We start from the raw sequence: 24,355 nt of genomic DNA, 5'->3' as shown, positions 1-24,355 counted from the left end.
CTTGCCGACGCGCGCCGCGCTCGTGCTTCGTCAGCCCGCCGGCTCCGTCGTGTCCCCGAGTTGCAGATGCCGCGCCGCACGCTGCGACGCGACGACGATCAGCTTCATGGTCGCGCGGGTCGCGCCGACGAAGAGCTTGCGCGCATTGCGCTCGTCGAACGCGTCGAAATCCACCTCGCTCAGGATCACGCACGGCGCCGACTGCCCCTTGAAGCGGTAGATCGAGTCGAGCAGCACGTCGCCTTCCCGATACGCGGGATTGCCGAACAGATCGTATTTGCCCGTGAAGCTGCGCAGCCGGTGCGGGCCGAGATGATCGAGCGGCCACAGCACCGAGCCTTCGCGTCCGCGAAACGACAGCACCGCGATGTCCTGCTTGCGAAAGCCGAGCGCCAGCGCCTGGGTGATCGCGCGCTTGGTCGCGTCGATGCAGCTTTCGGGCAGCTGGGTTTCGTCGTAGGTGGACAGCGAGATATCGGAGCCGTCGAACGGACTGCCCGCCGCGAGGCCCGCCGCCAGCGGCACGGTCGCGCCGACCACGCCGCGCAGATAGTCGAGGATGTCGCGCGGGCTGCGATAGTTGGTCGATTCGCGCAGCACCGTCCAGACGGGCAGCGCGACGCTCTCGCGCATATACAGGTTCTGCAGCGGGTCTTCGAGCCACCACCATGCGCCGCCCGGCTTCAGGAGCCGTTCGAGCGCGGGCACCCATGGCTGCTGGAAGTCCTGGCCTTCGTCGACGATCAGCACGTCGTACTGGAAGCGCGCGTCGATCGGCGTGCCGGCGAAGGCGCTTTCGAGTTGCTCGAACACGTCGCTGCTCTGAAAGTCCGGCGCGTGGCCGCTATCCCGCACGATCCAGTCGCACAGCTGGTGATAGTTCGCGACCTTCGCCTCGGGCGGCGCGACGCGCGCAATGTGATCCGCAAGCGGCCGGTTGAAGCACACATACAACGGACGCGCACCGCGCGCGACGGCGTCTTTCATCACCTGCACCGCGAGTTGCGTCTTGCCCGAACCCGCCGTGCCGATCACGCGCAGCCGGAACGGCGCGAATTCGAGCCGCCTCGCCCAGGTGGCGAGGCCGCCCGCGAGCCGCGTAACGAGCGTGCCCGCCTGACCCACCAGCGCGCTCGCATCGGGCGCCAGCGCCAGTTCGTCGGCGAGGAAATGGTGAATCTTCGACGCGCACGGCAGACGCGCCTCGTCCTCCGGCAGCGCGTCGCGGATGATGCTGACGAGCTTGTCCTTGCGCGTCGCATCGACGATGCGCGCAGGGTTCACGCCTGAAATTGCCGCGTCCCTGACGATGTGATCCGGGCAGTACAGCAGTTCTTCGATGAAATACGTGCCTGCGCCGAACGCCGCCGTGAAGCGCCGGTGCAGCCCTTCGATGGTGCGCGCGAGCGCAATCGCCACGTTGCGCTCGGTCTGCATGTAGACCTTGACCAGCCCTTTCGGCGTCTCGCGCAGGAAGCCCGTTTTCTGCTCGACGATCATCACCCGCCCCGCCGGACTGACGATCACGAAGTCCGCCTCGCCGAACACCGAAAAGCCTTCGTGCAAGCGCGTCCAGTGCACGCCGTGATAGACCGTGTACTCGCGCGGCAGCGCTTCTTCGAGCAGCGCCAGCGTTTCACGCTCGCGCGCGGCCGCGCCCGTGGCGGCAAGACTCTTCCAGTCGTCGGGGACAATGCGGGCCATGCGCGCCTCGTCAAAAATGGAGTGGGCCCATTGTACGCAACGCGTGTAGGGGCATTGGGCACTGCCGGAAGAAAAAAGCCGCTTCGTGTATCGTTACTGGTTGAACGCCGCGCGCAGCGCGGCTTGCCAATCGAGAAGACGAAAGAGGATTACCGGATGATTACAGTTTGGGGCCGTGCCAACTCGGTCAATGTGCAGAAGATCCTGTGGGTGTGCGACGAGCTGGTCTTGCCCTACAACCGCATCGACGCCGGTCTGCAGTTCGGCCGCAACGACGAACCCGAATACCTCGCGATGAACCCGACGGGCAAGGTGCCGACGCTCGTCGACGGCGACTACGTGCTGTGGGAGTCGAACTCGATCCTGCGCTATCTGGTCATGCAGTACGGCGAATCCAGCGTGCTCTACCCCGACGAGCCCAAGGCGCGCGCCAGCATCGACCGCTGGCTCGACTGGTCGCTGTCCACGCTACAGCCCGCCGAGCGCCCCGTGTTCTGGACCATCGTGCGCACGCCCGAGGCCGGGCGCGACAACGCGAAGCTCGCCGCGGACATCGACAACGTCGGCAAACTGTGGAAGATGCTCGACGCGCAACTGCAAGGGCGCTTCTTCATCGAAGGCGAGAAGTTCACGCTCGCGGACATCGTTCTGGGTGCGTATGCAAAGCGCTGGTTCGGGCTGCCGGGCGTCGAACGTCCGTCGCTGCCGAATCTCGAACGCTGGTATCAGCGGCTGTCCACCCGCTCCGGCTTCAAACAATACGTCGACTTCGATCTGACCTGAACATGACTATCTCGCTTTACGCGTGGGGCACGCCGAACGGCCGCAAGATCAGCGTCGCGCTCGAAGAAATGGCCCTGCCGTACACCGTCAGGCCGATCAACATCACGAAAGACGAGCAGTTCGACCCGGACTTTCTCGCGATCAGCCCGAACAACAAGATTCCCGCGATCGTCGACCCCGACGGACCGGACGGCAAGCCGATCAGCGTGTTCGAATCGGGCGCGATCCTGCTGTATCTCGGCGAAAAGACGGGCAAGTTCCTGCCGCAGAGCCTGCGCGACCGGGTGCCCGTGCTCGAATGGCTGATGTGGCAAATGGGCGGCTTCGGCCCGATGCCGGGCCAGGTGCATCACTTCGCGGCGCTCGCTTCGGAAGACGACAAACGCTACGGCCTCAAGCGCTTTTCCACCGAAACGCGGCGGCTCTACAAGGTGCTCGACGCGCGGCTCGCCAAAAGCGAATACGTGGCGGGCGACCTGTCGGTCGCCGACTTCGCGATTCTCGGCTGGGCGTGGCGGCACGAGCGCCACAAGGTCGATCTCGCCGAGTATCCGAACGTGAAGCGCTGGTACGACACGCTGTTCGCACGTCCGGGCGTGCAGCGCGGATTCGACGTGAAGCTCGATTGACGCACCGTATAATCAGCGGATGAAAAACGCCAAGCCAACCGCTGCCGACGCTGCATCCACACCGGGGCATTCGCCGGGTGTTCCGGCGGGTCTTCCTCATCACGCGCATGCGGCAGAACACGCGCATGCGCACGCGGACAACTCGCATCACGATCACGCGCACGGCACGCCCGCCTCGGCCGAGGCGGCGCTCGCGCTAGCCGAAGAATACTGTCGCGAGCGCGGCGAAAAGCTCACGCCGATCCGCCGCAAGGTGCTGGAGTTGCTGCTGACGTCGGGCCGCGCCACCAAGGCGTATTCGCTGCTCGACGACATGCGTCAGATTCACCCTGGCTCGGCGCCGCCCACTGTGTATCGCGCGCTGGATTTTCTGTTGTCAGCCGGCCTCGTGCACAAGATCGAGTCGATCAACGCATTCGCCGTCTGCCACGATCTCACACAATGCCAGCACGGCATTCTGGTGGTGTGCCAGCAATGCGGCAACGTTACGGAGCTGCATCAGCCGGCGCTGCGCGAAGCCCTGGTCGCGCAAATCGAAAACGCAGGATACCGGCTCGCCGGTGACGGAATCGAGCTGAAAGGGCTGTGCTCAGCGTGCCAGGCGGCGCAAGCCGCCGGCAACTGATCACCCATCAAGACACCGCGGTTTGAGCGTCAGGTCAAACCGGCGGCGCGCGCGCCTATCGCGTCATGCAACAGCGTCACCAGCGCCTCGGGCGGCGCCGGCTTCGTCATGAAATGCTGGAATCCTTCGCCGATGCTGCGCAGCCGGTAGGCTTCATCGGTATGGCCCGTCAGGGCCACTGCGACCGAAGGTGAATGATCGCCGCGAATCTCGTGATCCCGTAGGCGCTGAATCAGATAGAAGCCATCCATGGCGGGCAGATCGAGATCGCAGACGACGGCATCGGGCAGCGCCCGCACGGCTGCCTCGACACCCTCTTCCGCATCCGCCACGGCAATGACGTGGGCGCCTTCCGATTCGAGCAAAATCTTCAACGATTCCCTGTTCTGCGGATCGTCTTCAACGAGCACGATCGTGGCCTGATCGAGCCTCAATACTCCGTTCATCTTGATGTTATGGCTTGAAAAGCTGGTTATGCACTCTGACGTGGCCATGATGTATCTAACGCAATGTGTACCGCGCCAGCGCCGGCAGCGGAAAACGGTTCAACGTTTCTACTCTCGTATGCACGTTCTTACCAACGAGTGACGGACGCGCTGTTCGTCCGACAAACTCCCCTGTTTCGCAAATTCGTGCCCGCGCGCGCCGTGGCGCGGCGCCTATATCGTTCATTCGGACTCAATTGTACGGAACGAGTTGCACGCGACTGTGCGCTTGTCCACTTCGGCATATAGCTTGACGGCAAGACACGCCGCGCCATGGTGACGATTGAGCAAGGCGCTTCTCTTGACCGCCCGCAAGCCGACATGCGAAACGGATAGCATGAAGCACGTTGCGTGCCGCGCCGGACCCTGCGCGCGACGGCTGCTATTTTGATCCACCGCGGCTCAGGTTGCAGCGGGCGGGGTGGCGCCGTGAGTGAGCAGCGCGACGGCATGACGCGCGATATCGTCGGCTGTCAGCTTGCGGCGCGCCGGGTCGTTGCGCCACATCGACGAGGTCGCGAGCGGCAGAATCGTGAGCCCGATCACCGACAGAAAAACCAGCGACGGCTCCAGCTCCCGATTGAGCTTGCCTTCCTTCTGCCATTTCTCGATGAACTCGATGCCGCTCTTCTGGTTCGCGTTTCCGAAGCGCTCGTGCATGCGTTGCTTGAGCAGGCCGCCTTCACTGATGACTTCGCGGATCCACAGCGACGGAAACCACGGGTAATCGCCCGCCACTTCGACGAGCCGCTGCGCGAGCAGCGTGATGCCGGCAATCGGGTCGTCGGGATTCGCCTGAAAAGAGCCGCTGAGCTTCGCGCGCAACGGCAGGAAGCGCTCGTCGATCAACACGTCGAGCAGCTGATCGCGGGTCTTGAAGTAGTAATGCATCATCGCGGGCGTGAACCCTGCCTCGCGCGCGACCTGGCCGAGCGTCGTATCGACGATGCCCTGCCGCGCGAACAACGCAAGCGCCGCGTCCAGCAGACGGGCGCGCTGCTCCGGCCCGCGCCCGCTGCCGGAAGGACGGCCGGGCCGGCGCGCAGCAGGTGCGCCCGCTGTGCCCAGTGCGCCTGCGTTGTCGCCGTCCTGTATCCGGGACGCCTGCTCAGGCTGATCCGAACCCGCTACCGCTGCCGATTTTGTTGCCATGACCATGAATTTGACGAACGCTGGAATATGTCATATATTAATCTGCATGTTAATTAATTTCAAGGCATCGTGAACGCCATGGAAGCCCAGATGGACAGCCCACTCTTCCTGCCGAAGCCGCGCCCGCAGCCATCGAGCGCCCGTCGCTGCGCGTGCTGTTTCCGGCGCTGCTGCTGGTGATGCTGCTCGCCGCGCTCGACCAGACCATCGTGTCGACGGCGCTGCCTACTATCGTCGGCGAGCTTGGCGGACTGGACAGCCTGTCGTGGGTCGTCACCGCGTACCTGCTGACGTCGACCATCGTCGTGCCGCTGTACGGCAAGTTCGGCGACCTGTTCGGCCGCAAGGTCGTGTTACAGACAGCGATCGTGCTGTTTCTGATCGGCTCGGCGCTATGCGGCGTCGCGCAGAACATGACGCAGCTGATCCTGCTGCGCGCCTTGCAAGGGCTGGGCGGCGGCGGACTGCTGGTGATCACGATGGCGGCGATCGGCGACGTGATTCCGCCTGCCGAGCGCGGCCGCTATCAGGGCGTGTTTGGCGGCGTGTTCGGGCTTGCAACCGTGATCGGCCCGATGATGGGCGGCTTTCTCGTCGACCATCTGTCGTGGCGCTGGATTTTCTATATCAATGTGCCGCTCGGCATCGTCGCGCTGCTGGTGATCGGCGCGGTGTTCAAGCCGCGCGTCGCGCACGTGAAGCACACCATCGACTACATGGGCGCGGCCTTTCTCGCGGGCGCGCTCACCTGTCTGATCCTGTTCACGAGCCAGGGCGGCACGGTGCTGCCATGGACGTCCCCGCAACTGTGGGGCACGCTGCTGCTCGCGTTCATCTGCATCGGCGGGTTCATCTATGAAGAGCGGCACGCCGTCGAGCCGATCATGCCGCTCGAACTGTTTCGCGATCGCACGTTCCTGCTGTCGAGCGCGATCGGGTTCATCGTCGGCGTGTCGCTGTTCGGCTCGGTGACGTTTTTGCCGATGTATCTGCAGGTGGTGAAGAATTCGACGCCGTCGGAAGCGGGCATGCAGATGCTGCCGATGATGGGCGGCGTGCTGCTGATGTCGATCATCACGGGCCGCATCATCAGCCGGATCGGCAAGTACCGGATGTTCCCGATCATGGGCACGTTTCTCGTCGGCGTCGCGATGGTTCTGCTGACCACGCTCAAGCTCTCGACACCTGTTCATGTGATGTATGCGTACATGGCCGTGCTCGGCTGCGGTCTCGGCATGGTGATGCAAGTGCTGATTCTCGCCGTGCAGAACGCCGTGCCGTTCAAGCATCTGGGCACGGCGACTTCTGGCGCGACGCTGTTCCGTTCGATTGGCGGCTCGGTCGGCGTCGCCGCGTTCGGCGCGATCTTTTCAAACGGACTCGCTTCGCGCCTGCAAGCGCTGATTCCCCCCGACACCGAACTGCCGCACGCGCTCGGCCCCGCTGCGATCCATCACCTGCCTGCCGCGTTGCGCGACGATTATCTGCAAGCGTTCGCGAGCGCCTTGCACACGGTGTATATCGTCGCGGCATGCGTGGTGGTGCTGGCGTTCGCGCTTGCCTGGCTGTTGAGAGATCATCCGCTGCGCAAGCAGTAGAGCCCGGTAAAAACGGACAAACGCTAGCAAACAAAAGCCCACGCGCGCCCGGTGTCACGCACGGCGTCACGCATGGAATACGTGCGGCATTCATCCGACGTGCTCTGCGGTTTTTACATACAAAGGCCGGCTGCCTTGCACGCCGGCCTTTTATATGAACGATGTGTTTCCTATGATTAATCCGTGACGCGGCGCGTTGTATTCGCGTCTATGCAAAAACCCTGATGCACGATCGTTTCCCCCCTGAAATCACGACACATCTGTGTTCGGTAGGTAACAACGTCGATTGACGCGACGAGCGAAAGAAACCATATTGGCACACAGCGGCCCCGTAACGAAAGGACTGGGCCGGCCGCTACCCAGCGCATGTGGATCGCGAGTTCCGCCAACTGCGAGTTTGCTTCAACTTCGATCCTGAGCATGCCGAAATGGCATCGCCTACAACTGGTTGGGGTTAAGCATGTCTGCTGAAACGTCACCTGCCCAGGGTTTCCCCACGCCGTGCACGCGGTGCGGGGGCGTGCTGTACCAGCATGTCGAATTCTGCCCCTACTGCGGCGCCGATCATCCTCTCGAACGACCCCAGCGCAAGCGCGCCGGTACGCAACTGAGAGCCGTCGAGACCCCGCCGCCCGCGCCTGCCGAAGCCCATCCCGCTGAAGCAGCCGGCCTCCCGTCGCTCGCATCGCCCGACCTTCCCGTTCCGCCGCCCGAAGGGCCGCAGCCGCTACGGCAATCTGCCGGCCGCTGGATCGCCACGAAGGGCGTGGTGCTGCTGCTGTTCATCGTCGCGCTCGGCTACGCGGGCTATCTGCTGCTCGGCGACAACCACAGGCAAGACGCGCCCACGGACGAAGCGACGAACAGCGCAAGCACCTCGGGCGGATCGATTTCGCCGTACACGGCGCCGCAAAACGCGCGCAACACACCGACCGCCAACGTGACCAACGTACCCGCTGTGAAGACGCCGCCCGCGCCCATCGCGCCGCCGCGCCCGCGCGTGACGCAGCACTACAGGGACGTGCCCGATGCATTGCGCGCGGCACGCGCCGCGCTCGCGCACAACAACCTTGCCGAAGCGCAGTCCGCGCTAGCGGACGCACTGTCCGTCGACGCGAGCAATGCGGATGCGATGCAGATGCAAAGCGACCTGAAGGATCGCGAGAACAAGCGTGACATTGCGCTCGGCGCTGCGACTACCTGTGCGAAAGACAAGTTGTGGGGCTGCGTGCGCGAGCGCGCAGCGCAAGCGCTTGCCATCGACGTCAGCAGCGCCGACGCTCAGGCGCTGCTCGAACGCGTGATTCTGACCACGGGCTGGAAACCGCTGGCGGGCGCAGCCGCGTCCGCGCCGCGCGCCGGGACGCCGCAAGCCACGACCAGCGCGGCACCGCCGCCCACGCTGCCCACCCACAACACGGCAGCGCCTGCTGCAACGAACACGGCCGCCAGCGGCGTCGAAGCGCAAATGCGCGCGATCCGTGAATCGGGCTGGAAGAAGGCGCCGTCAGCGAACAAACAGTAGAGCACGTCACGCAATCGAGAAAACGAAGCTACTCAACGCATTGCAATGCCTGATGTAACGGAACATGCGCGTCAGCCGTTGGCGCATGCTGTTCAACACACCATGAGGTAGGTAGACCATGCTCAAAAAAATGCTGACGGGATTGACGGGACTGTTGTGCTTGATGATCGCGTCGCTGGCCGTCGCGGCCGGGGTCAGCGCGCACTACAAGATCGTGACGGGCCAGGAGCGCGGCACGTACATCCAGATCGGCGCCGATCTCTCGAAGTATGTCGCGCAGCCTGCGGGCATCGACCTCGAAGTGATGCCGTCGAAAGGCTCCGCGGAGAACGTGCAGCGCATGCGTTTCGAGCCGGGCGTGAAGCTCGCGCTCGTGCAATCGGATGTGTATCAGGCGTATATCGACATGGCCAATTCCGGCAATGCCGACGCGGGCACGACGATCCGCCCGCTGCGGCTCATCATGCCGCTCTACAACGAGGAGATCTATTTCGTCGTGCGCGACGACTCGTCGATGAAGACGATCAACGAGATCAAGGACAAGGTCATCAGCATCGGGCCGATCGGCAGCGGCACGGCGCAATCGGCGACCACGCTCTACCATTTGATGTTCAATCAGCCGATTCCCGAGCAGAACGTCCAGAGTCTTTCCAACGAAGACGCGATTGCCGCGCTCGTCGTGAAGAAGATCGACGTGGCCGTGATCGTCGCGGGACAGCCGGCCAAGCTCTTCACCGACATGAACCCCGATCTGCTCTCGCAGATCCGCATCTTGCGCGCCGACCCCAACGCGGCCGAAACCACGCGCGCAAAAGAAACGTATTTTCCAGCGACGATCCGCCAGAGCAGCTATCCGAACTGGCTGAAGGAAGACGTGCCAACGCTGACTGTCAAAGCGTTTCTCGTCACCTATGACTACGGCCTGCGCGACACGGTGAGCAACCTGAACCGCTTCGCCGATTCACTGTGCGAGAACTTCGACGTGTTGCAGGAAAAAGGCCATCCGAAGTGGAAACAGGTGAAGCTCGAACTGCCGCCGCTGACGAAGGGCTGGCAATACTATCCGCCTATCGAGCGGCACTTGCGCTCGTGCATCGCGCGCCGGGCGTCGATGCCGGCGGGCGGTGCGACGGCGGCGCAGCAGCAACCCGCTGCGCCAAAAGTGAACAAACGTCCGTGCTCCGATCAGGAGCGTCTGCTGCTGTTGTGCGGCAAGTGAAATCGCATTGACGCGACCATCAGAAAAATCGCCACGGCACACTTCGCGCCGTGGCGTTTTTTTTCGAGCTGTTCCGTGACTACTGCGCAGACGCGTTGCCTTCCCAGCCAAGCCCCAGGCTCTTTTGCAACGCGACGTAGTCCTTGATCAGCTGCGCGTCGCTCTGCACGCGATTCTGCTCGGCCGTATAGCGCGTGCGTTCCGCGTCGATCCAGTCGAGCGCCGTCGCCGTGCCCGCGCGATAGCGCTGCTCGGTCAAGGTCGCTGCGCGTGTCGCGGATCCTTCGACCGTGCGCAGGCTGACCACGTTCTCGCGCTCGTGCCCGTAACGCGACAGCGCGACATCGGCATCGCGCAGTGCGCCGAGCACCGTGCTCTCGTACTTCGCCTGCGCTTCGTCGAACGACGCGCGCGCCTGATCCACTTTCGCTTTCGTGCGGCCAAAGTCGAAGGCGTTCCATTGCAGATACGGCACGCCGAGCCACGTGAGGTTGTCCTTGCGCACCAGATGGCCGGGGTCCGCGGCGCTGAAGCTCAGGCTGCCGAACAGCGTGACTTTCGGAAACCAGTCCGCTTCGCGCTCGCCGATCTGCGCACTCTGCGACGCGAGCCGCCGCTCGGCCGCGCGCACATCGGGACGCCGCCGAAGCAATTGCGCCGGATCGCCGACGGCAACCGTCTGCGGTAACGCGGGCAGCGGCGCGGGCTGCTTGAGCATGTCGTCGAGCGCGCCCGGCTCGCGGCCCGTCAGCAAGGCGAGCTGATCGAGCGATTCGGCGATTTGCGCATCGAGGGGAATGAGCGCGTTGCGTGTGTTCTCGACCTGCGTGCGCACGCGTTCGACGTCGACTTGCGATGACACGCCGCGCTCGCGCCGCTGCTCGGTCAGCGACAGCACACGCTCTTCGAGTTCCGCCGATTTGCGCACGATCGCGATGCGCTGCTGCTGATCGCGCAAGCCGACATACGTACTGCCGATTTCCGCGGCGAGCTGCACGTGCGTATCGGCGAGATCGGCTTCGGACGCGTCCGCTTCCGCCGACGCCGCTTCGACGGCACGACGCGTGCCGCCGAACAGATCGAGTTCCCAGCTCGCATCGAAGCCCGCCAGATACAGCGCGACAGGACCGCGCCCGCCCGACGAGCCGGAACCGTCGCTGCCCAGCGACGACAGATCGGGCTCGCGCATGCGCAGATACGCTGCGCTCGCGCCGACTTTCGGCAAGGCGTTGCGTTGCTGCTGCGTCAGCCCGGCGCGCGCCTCGCGCACGCGCGCCTGTGCCGCGCGAAGGTCCGGGCTGTTGTCGATCCCCGCTTCGATCAGCGCGGTCAATTGCGGATCGTTGAGCGCGACCCACCACGCGGCGACACCCGGCGCAGTCGCCAGGACGCCTGCGGGCGCACGTTTGAAGCTGCTGGCGCTGGCCGTGGTGGGCGCGCCCTTGTAGTCGGGGCCGACCGTGCAGCCCGCGATCAGCAGCGTCAGCGCAGCCGCGACAGGCGAAAGCATCGACGCGAGATGTGGAACGCGACGCACGACGCGACGCGACACGAAACGGGAATCGGACCGCGCGGCAGCAGCGCCGCGCTGAGCGGCAAAATCAATTGGCTTCATCACAGGTGTCAATGTCCGGCCGACGGCGTGCCGGGTGCCGGCTTCTTGAGAAGTAAAGCGAGAGGAATGCACAGCAGCAGCGCGACGGCGAGCACGTAGAAGGTTTCCGAAAACGTGATCACGCTCGCCTGCAACTGCATTTGGGCCGCGAGCTGGCCGAGCGCCTGCATCTTCGCGTAGGCCATGTCGCCATGCTCCGCGAAGAATCCCGCTGCGCTCTGCGCGACGTGCTCCTGACCGATCAGCGAGTTCGCCGTCACCGACTCGCGGATCATGTCGTCATGAAACGTATTGCGCCGGTCGATGAACGTGCCGAGCAGCGCGAGCCCCACCGAGCCGCCCAGATTGCGCGCCATGTTGTAGAGACCTGCTGCGTCGCCCGCCTGCTCGCGCGGCACGGCCGCCATCGATGCCTGGTTGAGCGGCATCATTGCGAGCACCTGGCCGACGCCGCGCAGCAGTTGCGACCACGTGAAGTCGTCGCCCGCGCTTTGCGCAGTCAGCGAAATATCGAGCATGCAACTGCCCGCGAAACACGCCAGGCCCGCCATCACGAGCAGCCGCGTATCGACGCGCCCCATCAGACGCGGCAGCACGGGCATCATCAGAAACGCGGGCAGACCCGACATCAGCATCACCGCGCCCGACTGCTGGGCGTTGTAGCCCGCCACGCCGGAGAGAAACTGCGGCAAGAGATACGACACGCAGTACAGCCCGGCGCCGACCGTGAAGACGATGAAGATCACGCTCGCATAGCGCGCGTTGGTGAGCAGCTTCAGACGCACGATTGGCTGCTTCGACACGAACTGCGCGGCAAGCAGCAGCACAATGCCGACGGCGGCGACCACGCTCAGCCACACGATCATCGGCGATTCGAACCAGCGCTCGCGCTGTCCTTCTTCGAGCACCACCGTCAGCGAACTCAGACCCGCCGCCATCCCGACGATACCGAGCCAGTCCGCGCGCACGAATTGCTGCCAGTTGGTGCGCGCGTTGTCCAGTCCTGCAACGAGCAGCACGACGAGCGCCACGCCCACGGGCAGATTGAGAAAGAAACACCAGCTCCAGTCGATGTTCTCCGCGAGCCACCCGCCGACCACCGGCCCAAGCAACGGCCCGAGCAGCACGATCAGACCGAACATCGTCATGCCGATCGGCATCTGATGACGCGGCAGCCGCGTCGCAACGATGGTCTGCGCAGTCGGAATCATCGCGCCGCCCGCGAAGCCCTGGCCGATCCGCCCGACGATCATCTGCGGCAGGCTGTGCGACATCCCGCAGAGAATCGAAAACAGCGTGAAGAGCGTCGCGTTGCCGAGCAGGAAATTGCGCAGCCCGAATACGCGCGTCAGCCATGCGGCGAGCGGAATCATCACGATCTCGGACATCAGATAGCCCGTCGATATCCATGTGCCTTCCGTGCCCGTCGCGCCGATCTGCCCTTGAATCTGCGGCAAGGCGGAGTTCGTGATCGAGATATCGAGCGTCGCCATCAGCGCGCCGAGCGCGCCCGCGGCCACGGCCGTCCAGTCGGCGGCAGTGGCGTTGGCGGGTTTCGCGGCAGCGTGCTCAGCCACGGCCGTTCTCGCGTTCGATACGCGCTTCGTTGTCGCGCGCGCCGCGCGTGTCCACGTCGACATTCACCGACAGCCCCGGCAGCAGCACCTTGCGGGTTTCCTGCCCGACGTCGAGCCGGATGCGCACAGGCACGCGCTGCACGATCTTCGTGAAGTTGCCCGTCGCGTTCTGCGCGGGCAGCAACGCAAACTGCGAGCCCGTGCCCGGCGAGAAACTGTCGATCCTGCCGTGCAGCTTCGCGCCCGGCAACGCGTCGACACGCAGCGTCACAGGCTGCCCGACGCGCATCATGCCGATCTGCGTTTCCTTGAAGTTGGCGACGAGATACACGTCCTGCACGGGCACGATCGTCATGAAGCGCGAGCCCGGCTGCGCGTATTGACCGACGCGCACGCTGCGGTCGCCGACCCGTCCGTCGATGGGACTCTTGAGCACCGTGTCCTGCGTATCGAGTTGCGCCTGACGCGCACTTGCTTCGGCGGCGGCCAGCTGCGCGCGCGCCTGTTCGATCGCGGCGTGGGTGGTCGCGATCTGGCGTTCGGCGCTTTGCAGCGCGGCGGCATCGGCGGCGCGCGTGGCGCTCGCCTGACGCTGCGAGTTGCGCAGCTCGGCGACGCGCTCGCCCGTCTCGGCGCCCGTCGCGGCGAGCGGCTCGTAGCGCCTGACCTGATCGGCCGCGTGGGCCTCGTTCGCGCTCGCGCCGTCGAGTTGCGCGCGGGCTTGCGCGATGGCCGCCTGCTGCTGCGCGAGTTCCGCTTCACCCCGCAGGATGTCGGCGCGGCGCGCGGCAATGGTCGCGTTCGCCTGTTCGAGCACCGCGTCGTACTGGCGGCTGTCGAGCCGCACAAGCGGCTCGCCGCGTTTGACGGACTGGTTGTCGCCGACCAGCACGTCGGCCACGTAGCCCGACACCTTCGGCGCAACGGTCATGCCGTCGGCCTGAAGATAAGCGTCGTCAGTGCTTTCGATGTAGCGCCCCACCGTCCACCAGTGCGCGCCCCACGCAATCGCGCCAAGCACGGCGACGCCGCCGATGATGAGAAATACGCCCTTCTTTCTGGACCGTTGCGCGCTCGCGGCGCGCTCGGAGTCTTCGACGGGCAAAGTGGCTGACATGTTGACCCCAGATAAATTTATACCGTTCGTTATAATTATTCCAGTTGGTACAATTTAGTCAACAATATTGTTTTTACGATCCTTACCATTTACCTTTCCGCTTGTCTCCTATCCACCCTCAGACGAAGTGACGACACGCACACCGAGACACCGCCCCGCAGCGGAAGGCGGCTACCAGCGCGGCGAAGAGACCCGCGCGAAGATCATCGAGGCGGCGCTGAGCCTGTTCGGCGAACGCGGCTTCGAAGGTGCATCCACGCGCGACATCGCCGAGCATGCGGGCGTCAACGCGCCCGCGCTCGTGTATTACTTCGACAACAAGGAAGGCGTCTATCAGGCCTGCGTCGAATACATCATGGCGAACGTGGCGGACTACTTCGCGGATGCCGTCGCGGCCGCGCAAACCGTGCTCGACGCCAACCCTTCCGACGACGAGCTGATCGACGCGTTTCGCGCGATTCAGGCGCGCGTCGCCAGTTATCTGTTCACGACGGAGACGCCTGCCACCTGGCGGTTATTCATGGCGCGCGAGCAGGCGGGACTCGGCCCGGCGTTCGCCGCCGAACGCCTGAACGAGCGCATGCGCAAGCCGCTTTTGAGCGTGAGCTCGGAAATCATCGGGCGCCTGCTGGGAAAGCCGGCTGATGATCCCGAAACGGTGATCCGCCTGCTGGCGATCAACGGACAGCTCGTGTCCTTTCATCTCACGCGCTGCACGGCACTGGCGGCGTTGCAGTGGAAGTCGATCGACGGTGCGCGGCTCAAGCAGCTCTGCGCGATCATCGACGAACAGAGCGTCGTGCTGCTGCGCGCGATGATCGAATGGCGCGACGCGAACAGCAAGCGCCGCAAGAAGAAGTAAGGCGACGCAGTCCGCCTGCGAATGCCTTAACGTCCCTTACAAAGTCAGACAGAGCGTGACGGACGCCGCCGCGTAGCGCAGACGCGCAACGCCATGCGCGGCGGGCCTTCGGGCGCCCTTCCACGGCACGTTGGGCACGCCGCGGCTCGCAAACTTCTGTTGATTCTGTAACGAGGCTGTTAAACGCGATTGTCCCAGGATGGGTAAGGTGCGGCTTCGCACTGCGCCGCACATGTTCGCAGCGGCGCGGCGACATGCACAACTCATTGAAGGAGCAATCGATGCGCAAGCTCGCGATTCTGGCCGTCATGGCCGCATTGACCGCCACGTTGTCCGGATGCTGGTGGGGACCGGGGCCTGGCTGGGACGGCGGCGGACCGGGCCACGGCGGTGGGCCCGGCGGCGGCGGTCCTGGCGGAGGACCGGGAGGCGATGGACCGCACGGCGCGGCCGTCGTGCCGCATGCAACGGCGCGCGCCTGACCCTGGCCCGGCGCCGCGCGGCGCGCACCTGGCAAGCGCGTCGCGTGCCGTTCAACTGCGTGCGGACATCTCGCGCGGTGCGGCGGGCGGCGTCATCCCGCCTTCCGCCGCGCTCCACTGCACGACCCACTCGGGCAACGCGGGCGACGTCTGGGTGACACCCGCCAGCCCGAGCAGTTCGCCCGTCGGCACGGTGCCGCCGCTGCGCTTCAGAAAGCGCGTGCGCACGACGCCCAGCGCAACCTGCACGCCATCGCGGATGAACGCCTGCTCGAGAAACACGTGCCGTTCGTCCCAGCCGATCACACGCGTCGCGACGTCATAGCGGTCCCACAACTCCAGTGAGCGATGAAAGCGCATCGTCTCCAGCGTGACGACGGGATACCAGCCCTGCCGTTTGATCTGCGGCCAGACGCGCGAGCGGATCATCAGGTCGACGCGCGCCAGATCGAGGATCGTGAAGTAGCGGCCGTTCGTCATATGGCGCAGCACGTCGAGATCGTTCGGCCACACGCGAAACGGCGTGACGCAGGTATCGAGCACATGCAGATGCCCGCGGCGCGGACTCAACAGGAAAGTGAGGAACAGGCGTAACAGCAGGTTCATGAGAAAGCTCGCATCGGCGAGGCGAACGTTGCAAGAGCACGCATGTTAATCGACAGTCCGGCAGGCGGGCGGCCCGTGGTATAGAGGGCTTCTTCACATGCCGCTGGCCGCGCCGCCTTTTTGCGGCATGCCTCACATCGCCTTTGACGGCTGCGCGGCCGCCAGATGCTGCGTATGCATGTCGCTCAGCCGGCACAGCAGAATCCCGTAACCCGCCAGATGGCCCAGATAGACGCTCGTGAACACGCCGGGCGCGGGCAAGGTATCGACGATGTCGCGCAATGCGTCCATCTGCAAGGGCTTCTTTTCGAGCGCCGCGCGCTCGACTCGCAGATCCGCCACCAGCGCGAGCTTCCCGTGCGCTTCGAGCAGCCTGGCGAGACCGGCGAGGAACGCTTCGCGCCAGCGGGGATCGAGCGCGGCGAACTGCTCGTGAAACGTATCGACCGTCTCCAGGAAGTTGACGAGCGAGTCGAACAGTTCGTGGTAACACCAGAACAGCGGCAGCCGGTCGCGATTGCGCTGCAGATGCGGCGACATCCACGCCTGCTGCAGATCGAGCTTGAGCAGATCGTGCGATTCCTTCAGGTCGGTGCTCGTCTTGCGCAACTGGCCGATGAGCGTTTTCAGTTGCGCCGGATCGTGCCGGCCCGACGCGATCTGACCGAGCGCTTGCAACGCCTGTTCGTTGCCGTCGTTGACGAGGCGGTTCGCCCAGAAGCCGTGATCGGGCGGAAAGGCTACCTGCTGGATGATGAAGCCGAGCAGCATGCCCAGCACGACGCCGATCAGGCGCTGTTCGAGCAGCGGAATATGTTCGCCTGTGTAGAGCACGAGCGTCATCGGAATCGTGATGCTCGTCATCTGGAACAGCGACGGCCTCAGGCGCACGATCGCGAAGATCACAAGCGGCAACAGCAGCGTGCCAAGCAACAGATGCGGCGCCGTGAGCCAGATCACGAGCGTGGCGATCGGCATCGCGACGACGTTCGACATCACGCGTCGATAGAAGTAGCCGCGTGCGGCGGAGATCGAACTGCCGAGCGCGAGCGTGAGCATCGTCGAACTGGCGAGCGCGACGGCCGCCTCGGGATAACCGAGGCTATACGGAACCCAGAAGCCGATCCATAGCCCGAGCGCGAGCTTGACGTACTTGGCGTTTTCCGAAAGCGAGAAGCGCGCGAGCGCGCGGCGAAACGGCGTCAGCGGCTTGTGGGCGTACGAAGCGGTCGACATGGCTGCTCCTGCAGGCGGGAAGGCACTCTATGACTGGCATCGGCGTGGCTGGTTCGAATTGTACCGGCGCCTCGATCGGCGCAGACGAGCGGCAGCCATGGCTCCTGGATTGGCTCACCATCCTGGATTGGCTCACCATCCTTGACTGGCTCACCCTCCTGGATTGGCTCACCCTCATCGGCGCCCGTCGCACAGGCCGCCGCCATTTTTGACCCGCTTCATTTCCTTGCGCGCCGCAGGCATAGTGAGCGTTTCCAGCCTCGACACCGCAACCCGACACAATGAGCGAGACCTCTCCGGCCGCCGCGCCCGTCATCCGCGACGCCACCGACGCCGACTTCCACGCCATCCAGGCCATCTACGCGCACCACGTGCTGACAGGCGTCGCTTCGTTCGAAGAGACGCCGCCGTCCGTCGACGATTTGCGGCAGCGCCGCGCCGCCGTGCTTTCGCATGGCTTGCCGTATATCGTGGCGATCGTCGACGGCAAGATCGCGGGCTACGCGTATGCAACGCTCTATCGTCCGCGAATCGCGTATCGCTTTACGATCGAAGACTCGATCTATATCGACGATGCGTGCCGTGGCCGCGGCGTCGGACGCGCGCTGCTCGCGGAACTCATCGATCGATGTGAGCAGGGCCCGTGGCGCCAGATGATCGCCGTCATCGCCGACGGCGGACGCGGCGGCTCGATGTCGCTGCACCGTAATGCAGGATTCGAACTGGTCGGCACGTTGAAGGCCGTCGGCTTCAAGCATGGCCGCTGGCTCGACTCGACGGTGATGCAGCGCGCGCTCGGACAGGGCAGCGACGCACTGCCCGCCGACGCAGAAGCGGCCAGCGACTAAAGCGCGCACCAGGCCGGAATGCATCGACGCGTTCGACGGCGGGCGTGAAGCGCCGCGTCAGACTGGCGGCAAGGTGCGCGTGAACATCGTCGGATAGTCGATGACCAGTCCGTCCCCGTCCACTTTCAGCTCCGCCGCGAAGCCGGTGTCGATGCCTTCGTAGCGATACTCGCTGTCCGGCTCGATGCAGGTGTAGGCCTGCTCGACGCGCGAGACCTGTAAATCGGGCGTCGAAATGAACACGACGCCAATCGGCTCGCGCGCGCCCTTGGCCAGTTTCAAGCGGCGGATCGGCAGCGTGTTCGTGAACGGCGTGGCGGCGATGTCGATATCGATGCAGCCCGCCAGCGACGGCAATACGAGCCCATGCCCATCGCGCCAGTTGCCTTCGCCGTCGCCGTGCAATTCGAGTTCGGGGCCGCCCGTCACCTTCAGCCACGCATGCAGCGTGCGCCATTGCGGATCGCATTTCACGCGATACGTCATGCCGTATGCGCGACCATCGCGCTCGCCGACCAGCACGCTTTCGGCGTAAAAGCCGTCGGCGCGCGCGTCGAACGCGAGATGCTCGACGCCTTCGCCCTCTTCCGGGGTCCATCGCACTTCACGCATGAATATGTCTCCTGTGGGATCGCCGGGAATGATGCGACCATGGATGTGATCGTAACGCGCCACGCGGACCGATGAGTCGCGCGACCGCCTCGCTCAAATAGCCGCTATCAACGCGCGCGCATGCCGTTCGCGTCTCGCCTGCCCTATGCTCGCGGTTCGTCTGCTTCGAATCGAAAGCGCCGCGTGAGTTCCGCCTCGCGCGGCGTCGTCATGTCTTCGTCACGTCAGTTGAAACGGTATTACCCATGTCCGCCGCGCACCATGAAGCACCCTTCGATCCATTGCGCACGTTGCTGCGCAACTTCGGGCAGATCGTCCTGCAACGGAACGCAGCGACGGGCGCGTGCGTGCTGGCGGGGTGGCTAGTCAGCGATGTGCGCCTCGCATGCGCCGCGCTGACGGGCGCGATCGCGGCGAACGTGGGCGCCGTATTGCGCGGCTACGATCCCGCCGATACACACGACGGACTGCACGGCTTCAACGGCGCGCTCGCGGGACTTGCCGCAGCCACCTTTATCGCCGACGACGCCACCGCGATGGCCGTTGCGATACTCGCGGCGACGGCGGCTGCATGGCTGCTCGGCCCGTGGGAGCGGCTATTGCGCTCGCGCGGTCTTGGCTTCTATTCGAGCCCTTGCCTGCTTGTGACGTGGGCGTGGCTGCCGCTTGTCTATTTGCCGACGGCGCACGTAGCAGCGAGCGATGCGATTTCAGGGTTCGATTCAATGCGCGGCTTGCTGACGGGTGTGGCGCAGACATCGTTTGCGTGCAGCGCGCTTGCGGGCGTGTTGATACTTGGCGGCATTGCACTGTCGTCGGTGCGCTCCGCGCTATTTGCGCTCGCGGGTGCGGCGCTCGCGACCTTGGCGCATTGGCTGATCGGCGCGGATAGCGCATCGCTCGCGGCGGGCCTGTTAGGATTCAATGGCGCGCTCGCGGCGCTCGCTCTAGCCGATTGCGGCGTGCTGGCGGCGCTCGCTGGCGTGGGTGTATCCGTCGCGATGCAGCACGCCGCCATTGCGTGGGACCTGCCGGCGATGACTGCGCCGTTCGTCGTCGCGACGTGGACGATTCGCTTGCTGATGCGCGATACTCGCCGCTCGAACACCAGCAACCTGAGCCGCGTGCCTGATTCCGCGATCGACAGATCTGCGGGCGCAGGGCGTCGACGGAAAGCAACCCGTGCCGTTTCGCCTGGGGGCTGAAGCGGCCAGCAACAGGAGAAGTCATGTCGTCGTTTGCTCATACGCCTGCGGGCCGCATCGCGCAGTCTAAGCCGATGTCGGAAGCGGAGCAGCGCACGCGGGTCGATCTCGCCGCTGCGTACCGGCTTGCGGCGCTCAACGGCTGGGACGATCTCGTCTACACGCATATTTCGGCGAGCGTGCCCGACGAGCCCGGTCATTTTCTGATCAATCCGTTCGGCCTCTCGTTCGATGAAGTGTGCGCGTCGAATCTGGTGAAGACCGATATCGCGGGCAACATCGTCGGGGCGAGCGAGCATCCGGTGAACGCGCCCGGCTTCGCGTTGCACGCGGCGGTTCATGCGGCGCGCGCCGACGCGTTTTGCGTGATGCATCTGCACAATACGGCGGGTATTGCCGTGTCGCTGCAAAAGGATGGGCTCTTGCCGGGCTCGCAGCATGCGCTGCGCTTTCATGGGTATCTTGCGTATCACGATTACGAGGGCCTTGCGTTCACGCCGGCGGAAGGCGAGCGCCTCGTCGTCGACCTCGCCGACAAGCCAGCGATGCTATTGCGTAATCACGGTACGCTGACGACGGGCCGCACGGTTGCGGAAGCGTATGTGCTGATGGCGACGCTCATCAAGGCTTGCGAGATTCAATTGCAGGCGCAGGCGGGCGGCGGCGCGTTGGTGTTGCCGTCGGAGGCCGTGGCTGAGCGCACGGCTGAGCAGCTTTACGATGGAGGCGCGGTTGAAGGTGCCATTGAATGGCCCGCGTTGTTGCGGAAGCTTGATCGCATCGATGCTTCTTATAAGGGTTGAGATTTTTTTATAAGGAATACTGGACATGCCTACTTTTCATATCGAGCTTTTTGAAGGTCGTACTGTTGAGCAGAAGCGTCAGTTCGTGGAGGCCATCACGAAGGCGACGTGCGAGTCGCTGAATGTCGAGCCGGGCTCTGTTGATATTGTGCTTATTGATGTCAAGCGGGAGAATTGGGCTACGGGCGGGAAGCTCTGGTCTGATGTTGGGTAAGGGTTTTTTCGTTGTCTGCGACGCGTTAAGGGTGGTTTGCTTGTGTTTGCGCCGGCATCCGCGTTGCGTAACGCGGATGCCAGCACAAACACAAGCAAACCACCCTTAACGCGTCGCAGACAAAAAAACAAAGCCCCTGCGACATCCCACCACACGCCCGCGTCGCGCGACATCGACAAACAGCGTGCTGCGACGCGGTCGATTGCCGCACTTCCCCCGCAAACGCACGCGACCGCCGCGCAGACCAGCAAAACCAAATCCTGATGCAGATCAACTGCTTACAGAAAAAAAGCGCGCCCGCAGAAGCGCCAATCTGCGCCAAATCGCCACACAAAGCGCCGCAGCAAAACAACAAACATTCCCCTACGCTTGCGGTCATCTGCACGAACCCGGATTCGGACACATGACCACCGCAATCTCCGCCTTCGACCTCGCACGCATGCAGTTCGCGTTCACGGTCTCGTTTCACATCATCTTTCCTGCACTCAGCATCGGGCTCGCCAGCTTCATCGCCGTCCTCGAATGGCGTTGGCTCAAAACCGGTAAGGCCTACTACAAAGATCTTTGTCTGTTCTGGTCGAAGATCTTCGCCGTGGCCTTCGGCATGGGCGTCGTCTCCGGCGTCGTCATGAGCTACGAGTTCGGCACGAACTGGTCGGGCTTCTCGTCATTCGCCGGCCCCGTCACTGGCCCGCTGCTGATGTACGAGGTGATGACCGCGTTCTTCCTCGAAGCAGGCTTTCTCGGCATCATGCTGTTCGGCTGGCAACGCGTCAGCCCGCGTGCCCACTTCGGCGCAACGCTGATGGTCGCCATCGGCACGCTGATCTCGACGTTCTGGATTCTCGCCTCCAACAGCTGGATGCAGACGCCGCAAGGCTTCGATATCGTCGATAACCATGTCGTCCCCGTCGACTGGTTCAAGATCATCTTCAACCCCTCTTTCCCCTACCGCCTCGCGCACATGGCGATCGCCGCGTTCATCGTCACGGCGCTCGTCGTCGCGGCAGTGGGCGCATGGCATCTGCTCAAAGGACGGCGTGACAACGCCGTGAAGAAGATGTTCTCGATGGCGCTGTGGATGCTGCTCGTCCTCGCGCCCGTCCAGGCCATCGTCGGCGACGCGCACGGACTCAACACGCGCGAACACCAGCCCGCGAAGATCGCGGCGATCGAAGGCCTGTGGGACACCGAGAAAGGCGGCACCGCGCTGAACCTGTTCGGCATCCCCGACATGCAGGCGGAAACCACGAAGTACGCCGTGTCGATTCCGCATCTCGGCAGCCTGATCCTCACGCATAGCTGGGACGGCGAAATCCGCGGGCTGAAGAGCTTCCCGAAAGAAGACCGCCCGAATTCGACCGTCGTGTTCTGGAGCTTCCGCGTGATGGCGGGCCTCGGCGTCGCGATGATCGCCTTCGCACTCGCCGCCTGGGCGCTGCGCCGCCGCGGCAAGCTGTACGACGCGAAGTGGTTCCATCGCATCGCGATCGCGATGGGACCGACGGGCTTTGTGTCGCTGCTCGCCGGCTGGGTGACGACGGAAGTCGGCCGCCAGCCTTGGGTCGTGTATGGCGTCAAGCGCACCGTCGAAGCCGTGTCGCCGCTTTCCGCGCAACAGGTCGGCATTTCGTTGATGGCGTTCGTCGTCATCTACTTCCTCGTGTTCGGCACGGGCATCTACTACATGTTCAAGCTGATGCGCTCCGGCCCCGCGTTGCCCGGCCACACACCGGACGGCATCCCCGATGCGCCCGGTCGCACTGCGCGCCGCCCGCTGTCCGCCGTCGACCAGATGATCGACGCCTGATCCTTCATTCGAAAAACCGCGAGAGAAAAATGGATGTGACCATAGTCTGGGCCGCGATCATCGCACTGGGCCTATTCATCTACGTCGTGCTGGACGGTTTCGATCTGGGCATCGGCATAGTGTTTCCGTTCTTCCCCGACGAAAAAGAACGCGACCTGATGATGAACACCGTCGCGCCCGTCTGGGACGGCAACGAGACATGGCTCGTGCTCGGCGGCGCAGGCCTGTTCGCGGCGTTCCCCATCGTCTATTCGACGGTGCTGTCCGCGCTCTATCTGCCCCTCGTCTTCATGCTCGTGTGCCTGATCTTCCGCGGCGTGTCGTTCGAAATCCGCGCCAAGGCGAATCGCACGAAGCATCTTTGGGATCTGGCGTTCATCGGCGGCTCGACGGGCGCGGCGTTCTTTCAGGGCATTGCGCTCGGCGCGTTCCTGCAGGGCATCCCGGTTGTCGACGGCAGCTTCGCGGGCGATGCCTTCGGCTGGCTCACGCCGTTCTCGCTGCTCACGGGTCTCGGCCTCGTCGTCACGTATGCGCTGCTCGGCTGCTGCTGGCTCGTCGCGAAAACGGAAGGCGATCTGCAACGGCGGCTGCATCGCGTCGTGTGGCCGCTGACGATCGTGCTGCTCGGCTTCATCGTCGTCGTCAGCCTGTGGACGCCGCTGCAGGAACCCGAGATCGCACAGCGCTGGTTCGACGCCGGCATCTTCTGGCGCCTGCTGCCCGTGCCGTTCCTCGTCGCCATCTGCGCGTTCTTCATGCGCCGCGCAGTGCGCGACCGGCATCACAACACGCCGTTCATGATGGCGCTCGGCCTGGTGCTGCTCGGCTATGTCGGATTGCTCGTGAGCCTGTGGCCGTACGCGATTCCGTCGAGCCTCACGCTCTGGGAAGCGGCCGCTCCGCGTTCGAGCCAGATGTTCACGCTGGTCGGCGCGGCCATCATCATCCCCATCATCATCGGCTATACGACGATGGGCTACTGGGTTTTCCGCGGCAAGGTGCGCCATGGCGACGCCCATTACCACTAAGCCCGCCCCCTCCCGCTCGCGCCAGGTGCGGCTGCCAGGCTGGCTGTGGTTCGTCGCGCTGTGGTGCGGCGGTGTGGCCGGCGCGATGATCGTCGGCTATGCGTTCAAGGCGCTGATGAACGCGACGCTGTTCGCCATTGCCTGAACGGCTGACAACGGGCCACATACCTTGCTGCGCATCCGCCGCGCATAACCTGCCCGGCGGCCCGTCGAGGCTGCCCGCTTGCCTTCAAAATCCTTCCGCGAAGCTCGTCTACGTAGCAGGCCGCGAGAGCACCATCCTCCTGGCCTCCGATGCAGTGCCGTACAAACCAGGGAAAACCACACGCGCCCCAACCGCGACGAGTGCGCCGGACTTTCCGGCGAGGCCGCAGCGGCTGCGCGAGCGAGACCAAAGCAACTGATCGAACCGCGCCGACGCCGTTGCATTCCAGACGGCCGGCGCAAACAATGGAGCGCGGCAGGCGCTGGCCGCAAGGCAGGCGCAGCCGGGCGACAAGCATGACCCATCCGGCGATCCGGCATATGATCGCGGCTTGGGAAGCAAAACAAGCTGTTGCTGCATGGACGGCCCACCGCTGGTCGGGCCGCAGGGAGTGCAGCGGGTTGCGAGGCGC

At 64.4% G+C, this 24,355-nt stretch carries 25 protein-coding genes; 16 read left to right on the top strand and 9 right to left on the bottom strand.

Translation table 11 applies throughout. The annotated features are described in order from the left end of the window. Positions 1-30: 30 nt before the first annotated feature. Positions 31-1,704: an ATP-binding domain-containing protein gene (locus tag KFO72_RS27105; protein ID WP_225033432.1), complete on the bottom strand. Its 1,674-nt coding sequence runs from the start codon at positions 1,702-1,704 to the stop codon at positions 31-33. Between the two features lie 156 nt (positions 1,705-1,860). Here KFO72_RS27105 and KFO72_RS27100 point away from each other — a divergent pair, with 156 nt between their 5' ends. Genes KFO72_RS27100 through KFO72_RS27090 form a run of 3 tightly spaced genes read left to right on the top strand, consistent with a single transcriptional unit; the run spans position 1,861 to position 3,741 of the window. Then, positions 1,861-2,487 carry a glutathione S-transferase family protein gene (locus KFO72_RS27100; RefSeq protein ID WP_225033431.1) on the top strand — a complete coding sequence of 209 codons (627 nt, stop codon included), beginning with the start codon at positions 1,861-1,863 and terminating at the stop codon, positions 2,485-2,487. 2 nt (positions 2,488-2,489) lie between these two features. Then, positions 2,490-3,116 (top strand): glutathione binding-like protein, encoded by a 627-nt coding sequence (locus KFO72_RS27095; protein ID WP_060603299.1) that lies wholly within the window; start codon positions 2,490-2,492, stop codon positions 3,114-3,116. 19 nt (positions 3,117-3,135) lie between these two features. Next, entirely contained in the window at positions 3,136-3,741 is a 606-nt protein-coding gene (locus tag KFO72_RS27090; protein ID WP_225033430.1) for a Fur family transcriptional regulator, read from the top strand. A gap of 29 nt (positions 3,742-3,770) precedes the next feature. On the opposite strand, the gene KFO72_RS27085 is transcribed toward KFO72_RS27090, so the two are convergent. Both KFO72_RS27085 and KFO72_RS27080 read right to left on the bottom strand, forming a co-directional pair. Further along, positions 3,771-4,235, bottom strand: coding sequence for a response regulator (locus KFO72_RS27085; protein WP_054935182.1), 465 nt, complete (start codon positions 4,233-4,235; stop codon positions 3,771-3,773). A 393-nt stretch (positions 4,236-4,628) separates the two neighbouring features. Beyond that, positions 4,629-5,384 carry a TetR/AcrR family transcriptional regulator gene (locus tag KFO72_RS27080; RefSeq protein ID WP_225033429.1) on the bottom strand — a complete coding sequence of 252 codons (756 nt, stop codon included), beginning with the start codon at positions 5,382-5,384 and terminating at the stop codon, positions 4,629-4,631. A gap of 125 nt (positions 5,385-5,509) precedes the next feature. On the opposite strand from KFO72_RS27080, the gene KFO72_RS27075 reads away from it, so the two are divergent. From KFO72_RS27075 to KFO72_RS27065, 3 genes are all read left to right on the top strand, one after another. Further along, the gene (locus KFO72_RS27075) at positions 5,510-6,976 is read left to right on the top strand and encodes an MDR family MFS transporter (protein WP_225033434.1); all 1,467 of its coding nucleotides are present in this window, start codon (positions 5,510-5,512) and stop codon (positions 6,974-6,976) included. A gap of 460 nt (positions 6,977-7,436) precedes the next feature. Further along, positions 7,437-8,501 (top strand): zinc ribbon domain-containing protein, encoded by a 1,065-nt coding sequence (locus tag KFO72_RS27070; RefSeq protein ID WP_225033428.1) that lies wholly within the window; start codon positions 7,437-7,439, stop codon positions 8,499-8,501. A gap of 118 nt (positions 8,502-8,619) precedes the next feature. After that, positions 8,620-9,720 (top strand): TAXI family TRAP transporter solute-binding subunit, encoded by a 1,101-nt coding sequence (locus KFO72_RS27065; RefSeq protein ID WP_054935178.1) that lies wholly within the window; start codon positions 8,620-8,622, stop codon positions 9,718-9,720. A 79-nt stretch (positions 9,721-9,799) separates the two neighbouring features. Here KFO72_RS27065 and KFO72_RS27060 read toward each other — a convergent pair whose 3' ends face one another. The 3 genes from KFO72_RS27060 to KFO72_RS27050 all read right to left on the bottom strand — a co-directional run bounded on the left by KFO72_RS27060 (position 9,800) and on the right by KFO72_RS27050 (position 14,029). After that, positions 9,800-11,230 (bottom strand): efflux transporter outer membrane subunit, encoded by a 1,431-nt coding sequence (locus tag KFO72_RS27060; RefSeq protein WP_060606828.1) that lies wholly within the window; start codon positions 11,228-11,230, stop codon positions 9,800-9,802. Between the two features lie 113 nt (positions 11,231-11,343). Beyond that, a complete protein-coding gene (locus KFO72_RS27055; protein WP_054935177.1) occupies positions 11,344-12,912 on the bottom strand; it encodes an MDR family MFS transporter in 1,569 nt (522 codons plus the stop codon). Beyond that, positions 12,905-14,029 carry an HlyD family secretion protein gene (locus KFO72_RS27050; protein ID WP_224099988.1) on the bottom strand — a complete coding sequence of 375 codons (1,125 nt, stop codon included), beginning with the start codon at positions 14,027-14,029 and terminating at the stop codon, positions 12,905-12,907. Before KFO72_RS27050 ends, KFO72_RS27055 begins: the two co-directional genes overlap by 8 nt. A 127-nt stretch (positions 14,030-14,156) precedes the next feature. On the opposite strand from KFO72_RS27050, the gene KFO72_RS27045 reads away from it, so the two are divergent. Together KFO72_RS27045 and KFO72_RS27040 are read left to right on the top strand one after the other, a co-directional pair. After that, complete coding sequence (locus tag KFO72_RS27045; protein ID WP_224099987.1) at positions 14,157-14,891, top strand: CerR family C-terminal domain-containing protein; 735 nt, start codon at positions 14,157-14,159, stop codon at positions 14,889-14,891. A gap of 281 nt (positions 14,892-15,172) precedes the next feature. Then, positions 15,173-15,373: a hypothetical protein gene (locus KFO72_RS27040; RefSeq protein WP_107203124.1), complete on the top strand. Its 201-nt coding sequence runs from the start codon at positions 15,173-15,175 to the stop codon at positions 15,371-15,373. 51 nt (positions 15,374-15,424) lie between these two features. Here KFO72_RS27040 and KFO72_RS27035 read toward each other — a convergent pair whose 3' ends face one another. Together KFO72_RS27035 and KFO72_RS27030 are read right to left on the bottom strand one after the other, a co-directional pair. Continuing rightward, complete coding sequence (locus tag KFO72_RS27035; RefSeq protein WP_224099985.1) at positions 15,425-15,979, bottom strand: thioesterase family protein; 555 nt, start codon at positions 15,977-15,979, stop codon at positions 15,425-15,427. Positions 15,980-16,111: 132 nt separating this feature from the next. After that, complete coding sequence (locus tag KFO72_RS27030; protein WP_225033427.1) at positions 16,112-17,215, bottom strand: aromatic acid exporter family protein; 1,104 nt, start codon at positions 17,213-17,215, stop codon at positions 16,112-16,114. A gap of 29 nt (positions 17,216-17,244) precedes the next feature. Between KFO72_RS27030 and KFO72_RS27025 the strand changes: the two genes are divergently transcribed. Continuing rightward, positions 17,245-17,427 (top strand): hypothetical protein, encoded by a 183-nt coding sequence (locus tag KFO72_RS27025; RefSeq protein ID WP_225033426.1) that lies wholly within the window; start codon positions 17,245-17,247, stop codon positions 17,425-17,427. Positions 17,428-17,496: 69 nt separating this feature from the next. Then, entirely contained in the window at positions 17,497-18,063 is a 567-nt protein-coding gene (locus KFO72_RS27020) for a GNAT family N-acetyltransferase (RefSeq protein ID WP_060603320.1), read from the top strand. Positions 18,064-18,120: 57 nt separating this feature from the next. Here KFO72_RS27020 and KFO72_RS27015 read toward each other — a convergent pair whose 3' ends face one another. Further along, positions 18,121-18,675 (bottom strand): putative glycolipid-binding domain-containing protein, encoded by a 555-nt coding sequence (locus tag KFO72_RS27015; RefSeq protein WP_224099984.1) that lies wholly within the window; start codon positions 18,673-18,675, stop codon positions 18,121-18,123. Between the two features lie 245 nt (positions 18,676-18,920). Here KFO72_RS27015 and KFO72_RS27010 point away from each other — a divergent pair, with 245 nt between their 5' ends. The 6 genes from KFO72_RS27010 (at position 18,921) to KFO72_RS26985 (ending at position 23,883) form a co-directional block, all read left to right on the top strand. Next, complete coding sequence (locus KFO72_RS27010; RefSeq protein WP_225033425.1) at positions 18,921-19,880, top strand: urea transporter; 960 nt, start codon at positions 18,921-18,923, stop codon at positions 19,878-19,880. Positions 19,881-19,903: 23 nt separating this feature from the next. Continuing rightward, positions 19,904-20,683: a class II aldolase/adducin family protein gene (locus KFO72_RS27005; RefSeq protein ID WP_225033424.1), complete on the top strand. Its 780-nt coding sequence runs from the start codon at positions 19,904-19,906 to the stop codon at positions 20,681-20,683. Between the two features lie 25 nt (positions 20,684-20,708). Next, positions 20,709-20,897, top strand: coding sequence for a 4-oxalocrotonate tautomerase (locus KFO72_RS27000; protein ID WP_036001376.1), 189 nt, complete (start codon positions 20,709-20,711; stop codon positions 20,895-20,897). A 403-nt stretch (positions 20,898-21,300) separates the two neighbouring features. Further along, positions 21,301-22,707, top strand: a complete 1,407-nt coding sequence (locus KFO72_RS26995; protein WP_054935166.1) for a cytochrome ubiquinol oxidase subunit I — start codon at positions 21,301-21,303, stop codon at positions 22,705-22,707. Between the two features lie 29 nt (positions 22,708-22,736). Beyond that, a complete protein-coding gene (cydB, locus tag KFO72_RS26990) occupies positions 22,737-23,738 on the top strand; it encodes a cytochrome d ubiquinol oxidase subunit II (protein ID WP_054935165.1) in 1,002 nt (333 codons plus the stop codon). Continuing rightward, positions 23,716-23,883: a hypothetical protein gene (locus KFO72_RS26985; protein ID WP_225033423.1), complete on the top strand. Its 168-nt coding sequence runs from the start codon at positions 23,716-23,718 to the stop codon at positions 23,881-23,883. The genes cydB and KFO72_RS26985 overlap by 23 nt, the downstream gene beginning before the upstream one ends. The last annotated feature ends 472 nt before the right edge of the window (positions 23,884-24,355 follow it).

This window comes from Paraburkholderia sp. XV (assembly GCF_020177535.1).
GTDB classification, from domain to species: Bacteria; Pseudomonadota; Gammaproteobacteria; order Burkholderiales; family Burkholderiaceae; genus Paraburkholderia; species Paraburkholderia caribensis.
This window is presented reverse-complemented; position numbering and strand designations above follow the sequence as displayed.

What these genes read in the sequence shown, in the direction of transcription:
- KFO72_RS27105 (WP_225033432.1), bottom strand. Translation starts at nt 1,704, where the DNA reads ATGGCCCGCATTGTCCCCGACGACTGGAAGAGTCTTGCCGCCACGGGC.
- KFO72_RS27100 (WP_225033431.1), top strand. Translation starts at nt 1,861, where the DNA reads ATGATTACAGTTTGGGGCCGTGCCAACTCGGTCAATGTGCAGAAGATC.
- KFO72_RS27095 (WP_060603299.1), top strand. Translation starts at nt 2,490, where the DNA reads ATGACTATCTCGCTTTACGCGTGGGGCACGCCGAACGGCCGCAAGATC.
- KFO72_RS27090 (WP_225033430.1), top strand. Translation starts at nt 3,136, where the DNA reads ATGAAAAACGCCAAGCCAACCGCTGCCGACGCTGCATCCACACCGGGG.
- KFO72_RS27085 (WP_054935182.1), bottom strand. Translation starts at nt 4,235, where the DNA reads ATGGCCACGTCAGAGTGCATAACCAGCTTTTCAAGCCATAACATCAAG.
- KFO72_RS27080 (WP_225033429.1), bottom strand. Translation starts at nt 5,384, where the DNA reads ATGGTCATGGCAACAAAATCGGCAGCGGTAGCGGGTTCGGATCAGCCT.
- KFO72_RS27070 (WP_225033428.1), top strand. Translation starts at nt 7,437, where the DNA reads ATGTCTGCTGAAACGTCACCTGCCCAGGGTTTCCCCACGCCGTGCACG.
- KFO72_RS27065 (WP_054935178.1), top strand. Translation starts at nt 8,620, where the DNA reads ATGCTCAAAAAAATGCTGACGGGATTGACGGGACTGTTGTGCTTGATG.
- KFO72_RS27060 (WP_060606828.1), bottom strand. Translation starts at nt 11,230, where the DNA reads ATGCTTTCGCCTGTCGCGGCTGCGCTGACGCTGCTGATCGCGGGCTGC.
- KFO72_RS27050 (WP_224099988.1), bottom strand. Translation starts at nt 14,029, where the DNA reads ATGTCAGCCACTTTGCCCGTCGAAGACTCCGAGCGCGCCGCGAGCGCG.
- KFO72_RS27040 (WP_107203124.1), top strand. Translation starts at nt 15,173, where the DNA reads ATGCGCAAGCTCGCGATTCTGGCCGTCATGGCCGCATTGACCGCCACG.
- KFO72_RS27035 (WP_224099985.1), bottom strand. Translation starts at nt 15,979, where the DNA reads ATGAACCTGCTGTTACGCCTGTTCCTCACTTTCCTGTTGAGTCCGCGC.
- KFO72_RS27030 (WP_225033427.1), bottom strand. Translation starts at nt 17,215, where the DNA reads ATGTCGACCGCTTCGTACGCCCACAAGCCGCTGACGCCGTTTCGCCGC.
- KFO72_RS27025 (WP_225033426.1), top strand. Translation starts at nt 17,245, where the DNA reads ATGACTGGCATCGGCGTGGCTGGTTCGAATTGTACCGGCGCCTCGATC.
- KFO72_RS27020 (WP_060603320.1), top strand. Translation starts at nt 17,497, where the DNA reads ATGAGCGAGACCTCTCCGGCCGCCGCGCCCGTCATCCGCGACGCCACC.
- KFO72_RS27015 (WP_224099984.1), bottom strand. Translation starts at nt 18,675, where the DNA reads ATGCGTGAAGTGCGATGGACCCCGGAAGAGGGCGAAGGCGTCGAGCAT.
- KFO72_RS27010 (WP_225033425.1), top strand. Translation starts at nt 18,921, where the DNA reads ATGTCCGCCGCGCACCATGAAGCACCCTTCGATCCATTGCGCACGTTG.
- KFO72_RS27005 (WP_225033424.1), top strand. Translation starts at nt 19,904, where the DNA reads ATGTCGTCGTTTGCTCATACGCCTGCGGGCCGCATCGCGCAGTCTAAG.
- KFO72_RS27000 (WP_036001376.1), top strand. Translation starts at nt 20,709, where the DNA reads ATGCCTACTTTTCATATCGAGCTTTTTGAAGGTCGTACTGTTGAGCAG.
- KFO72_RS26995 (WP_054935166.1), top strand. Translation starts at nt 21,301, where the DNA reads ATGACCACCGCAATCTCCGCCTTCGACCTCGCACGCATGCAGTTCGCG.
- cydB (WP_054935165.1), top strand. Translation starts at nt 22,737, where the DNA reads ATGGATGTGACCATAGTCTGGGCCGCGATCATCGCACTGGGCCTATTC.
- KFO72_RS26985 (WP_225033423.1), top strand. Translation starts at nt 23,716, where the DNA reads ATGGCGACGCCCATTACCACTAAGCCCGCCCCCTCCCGCTCGCGCCAG.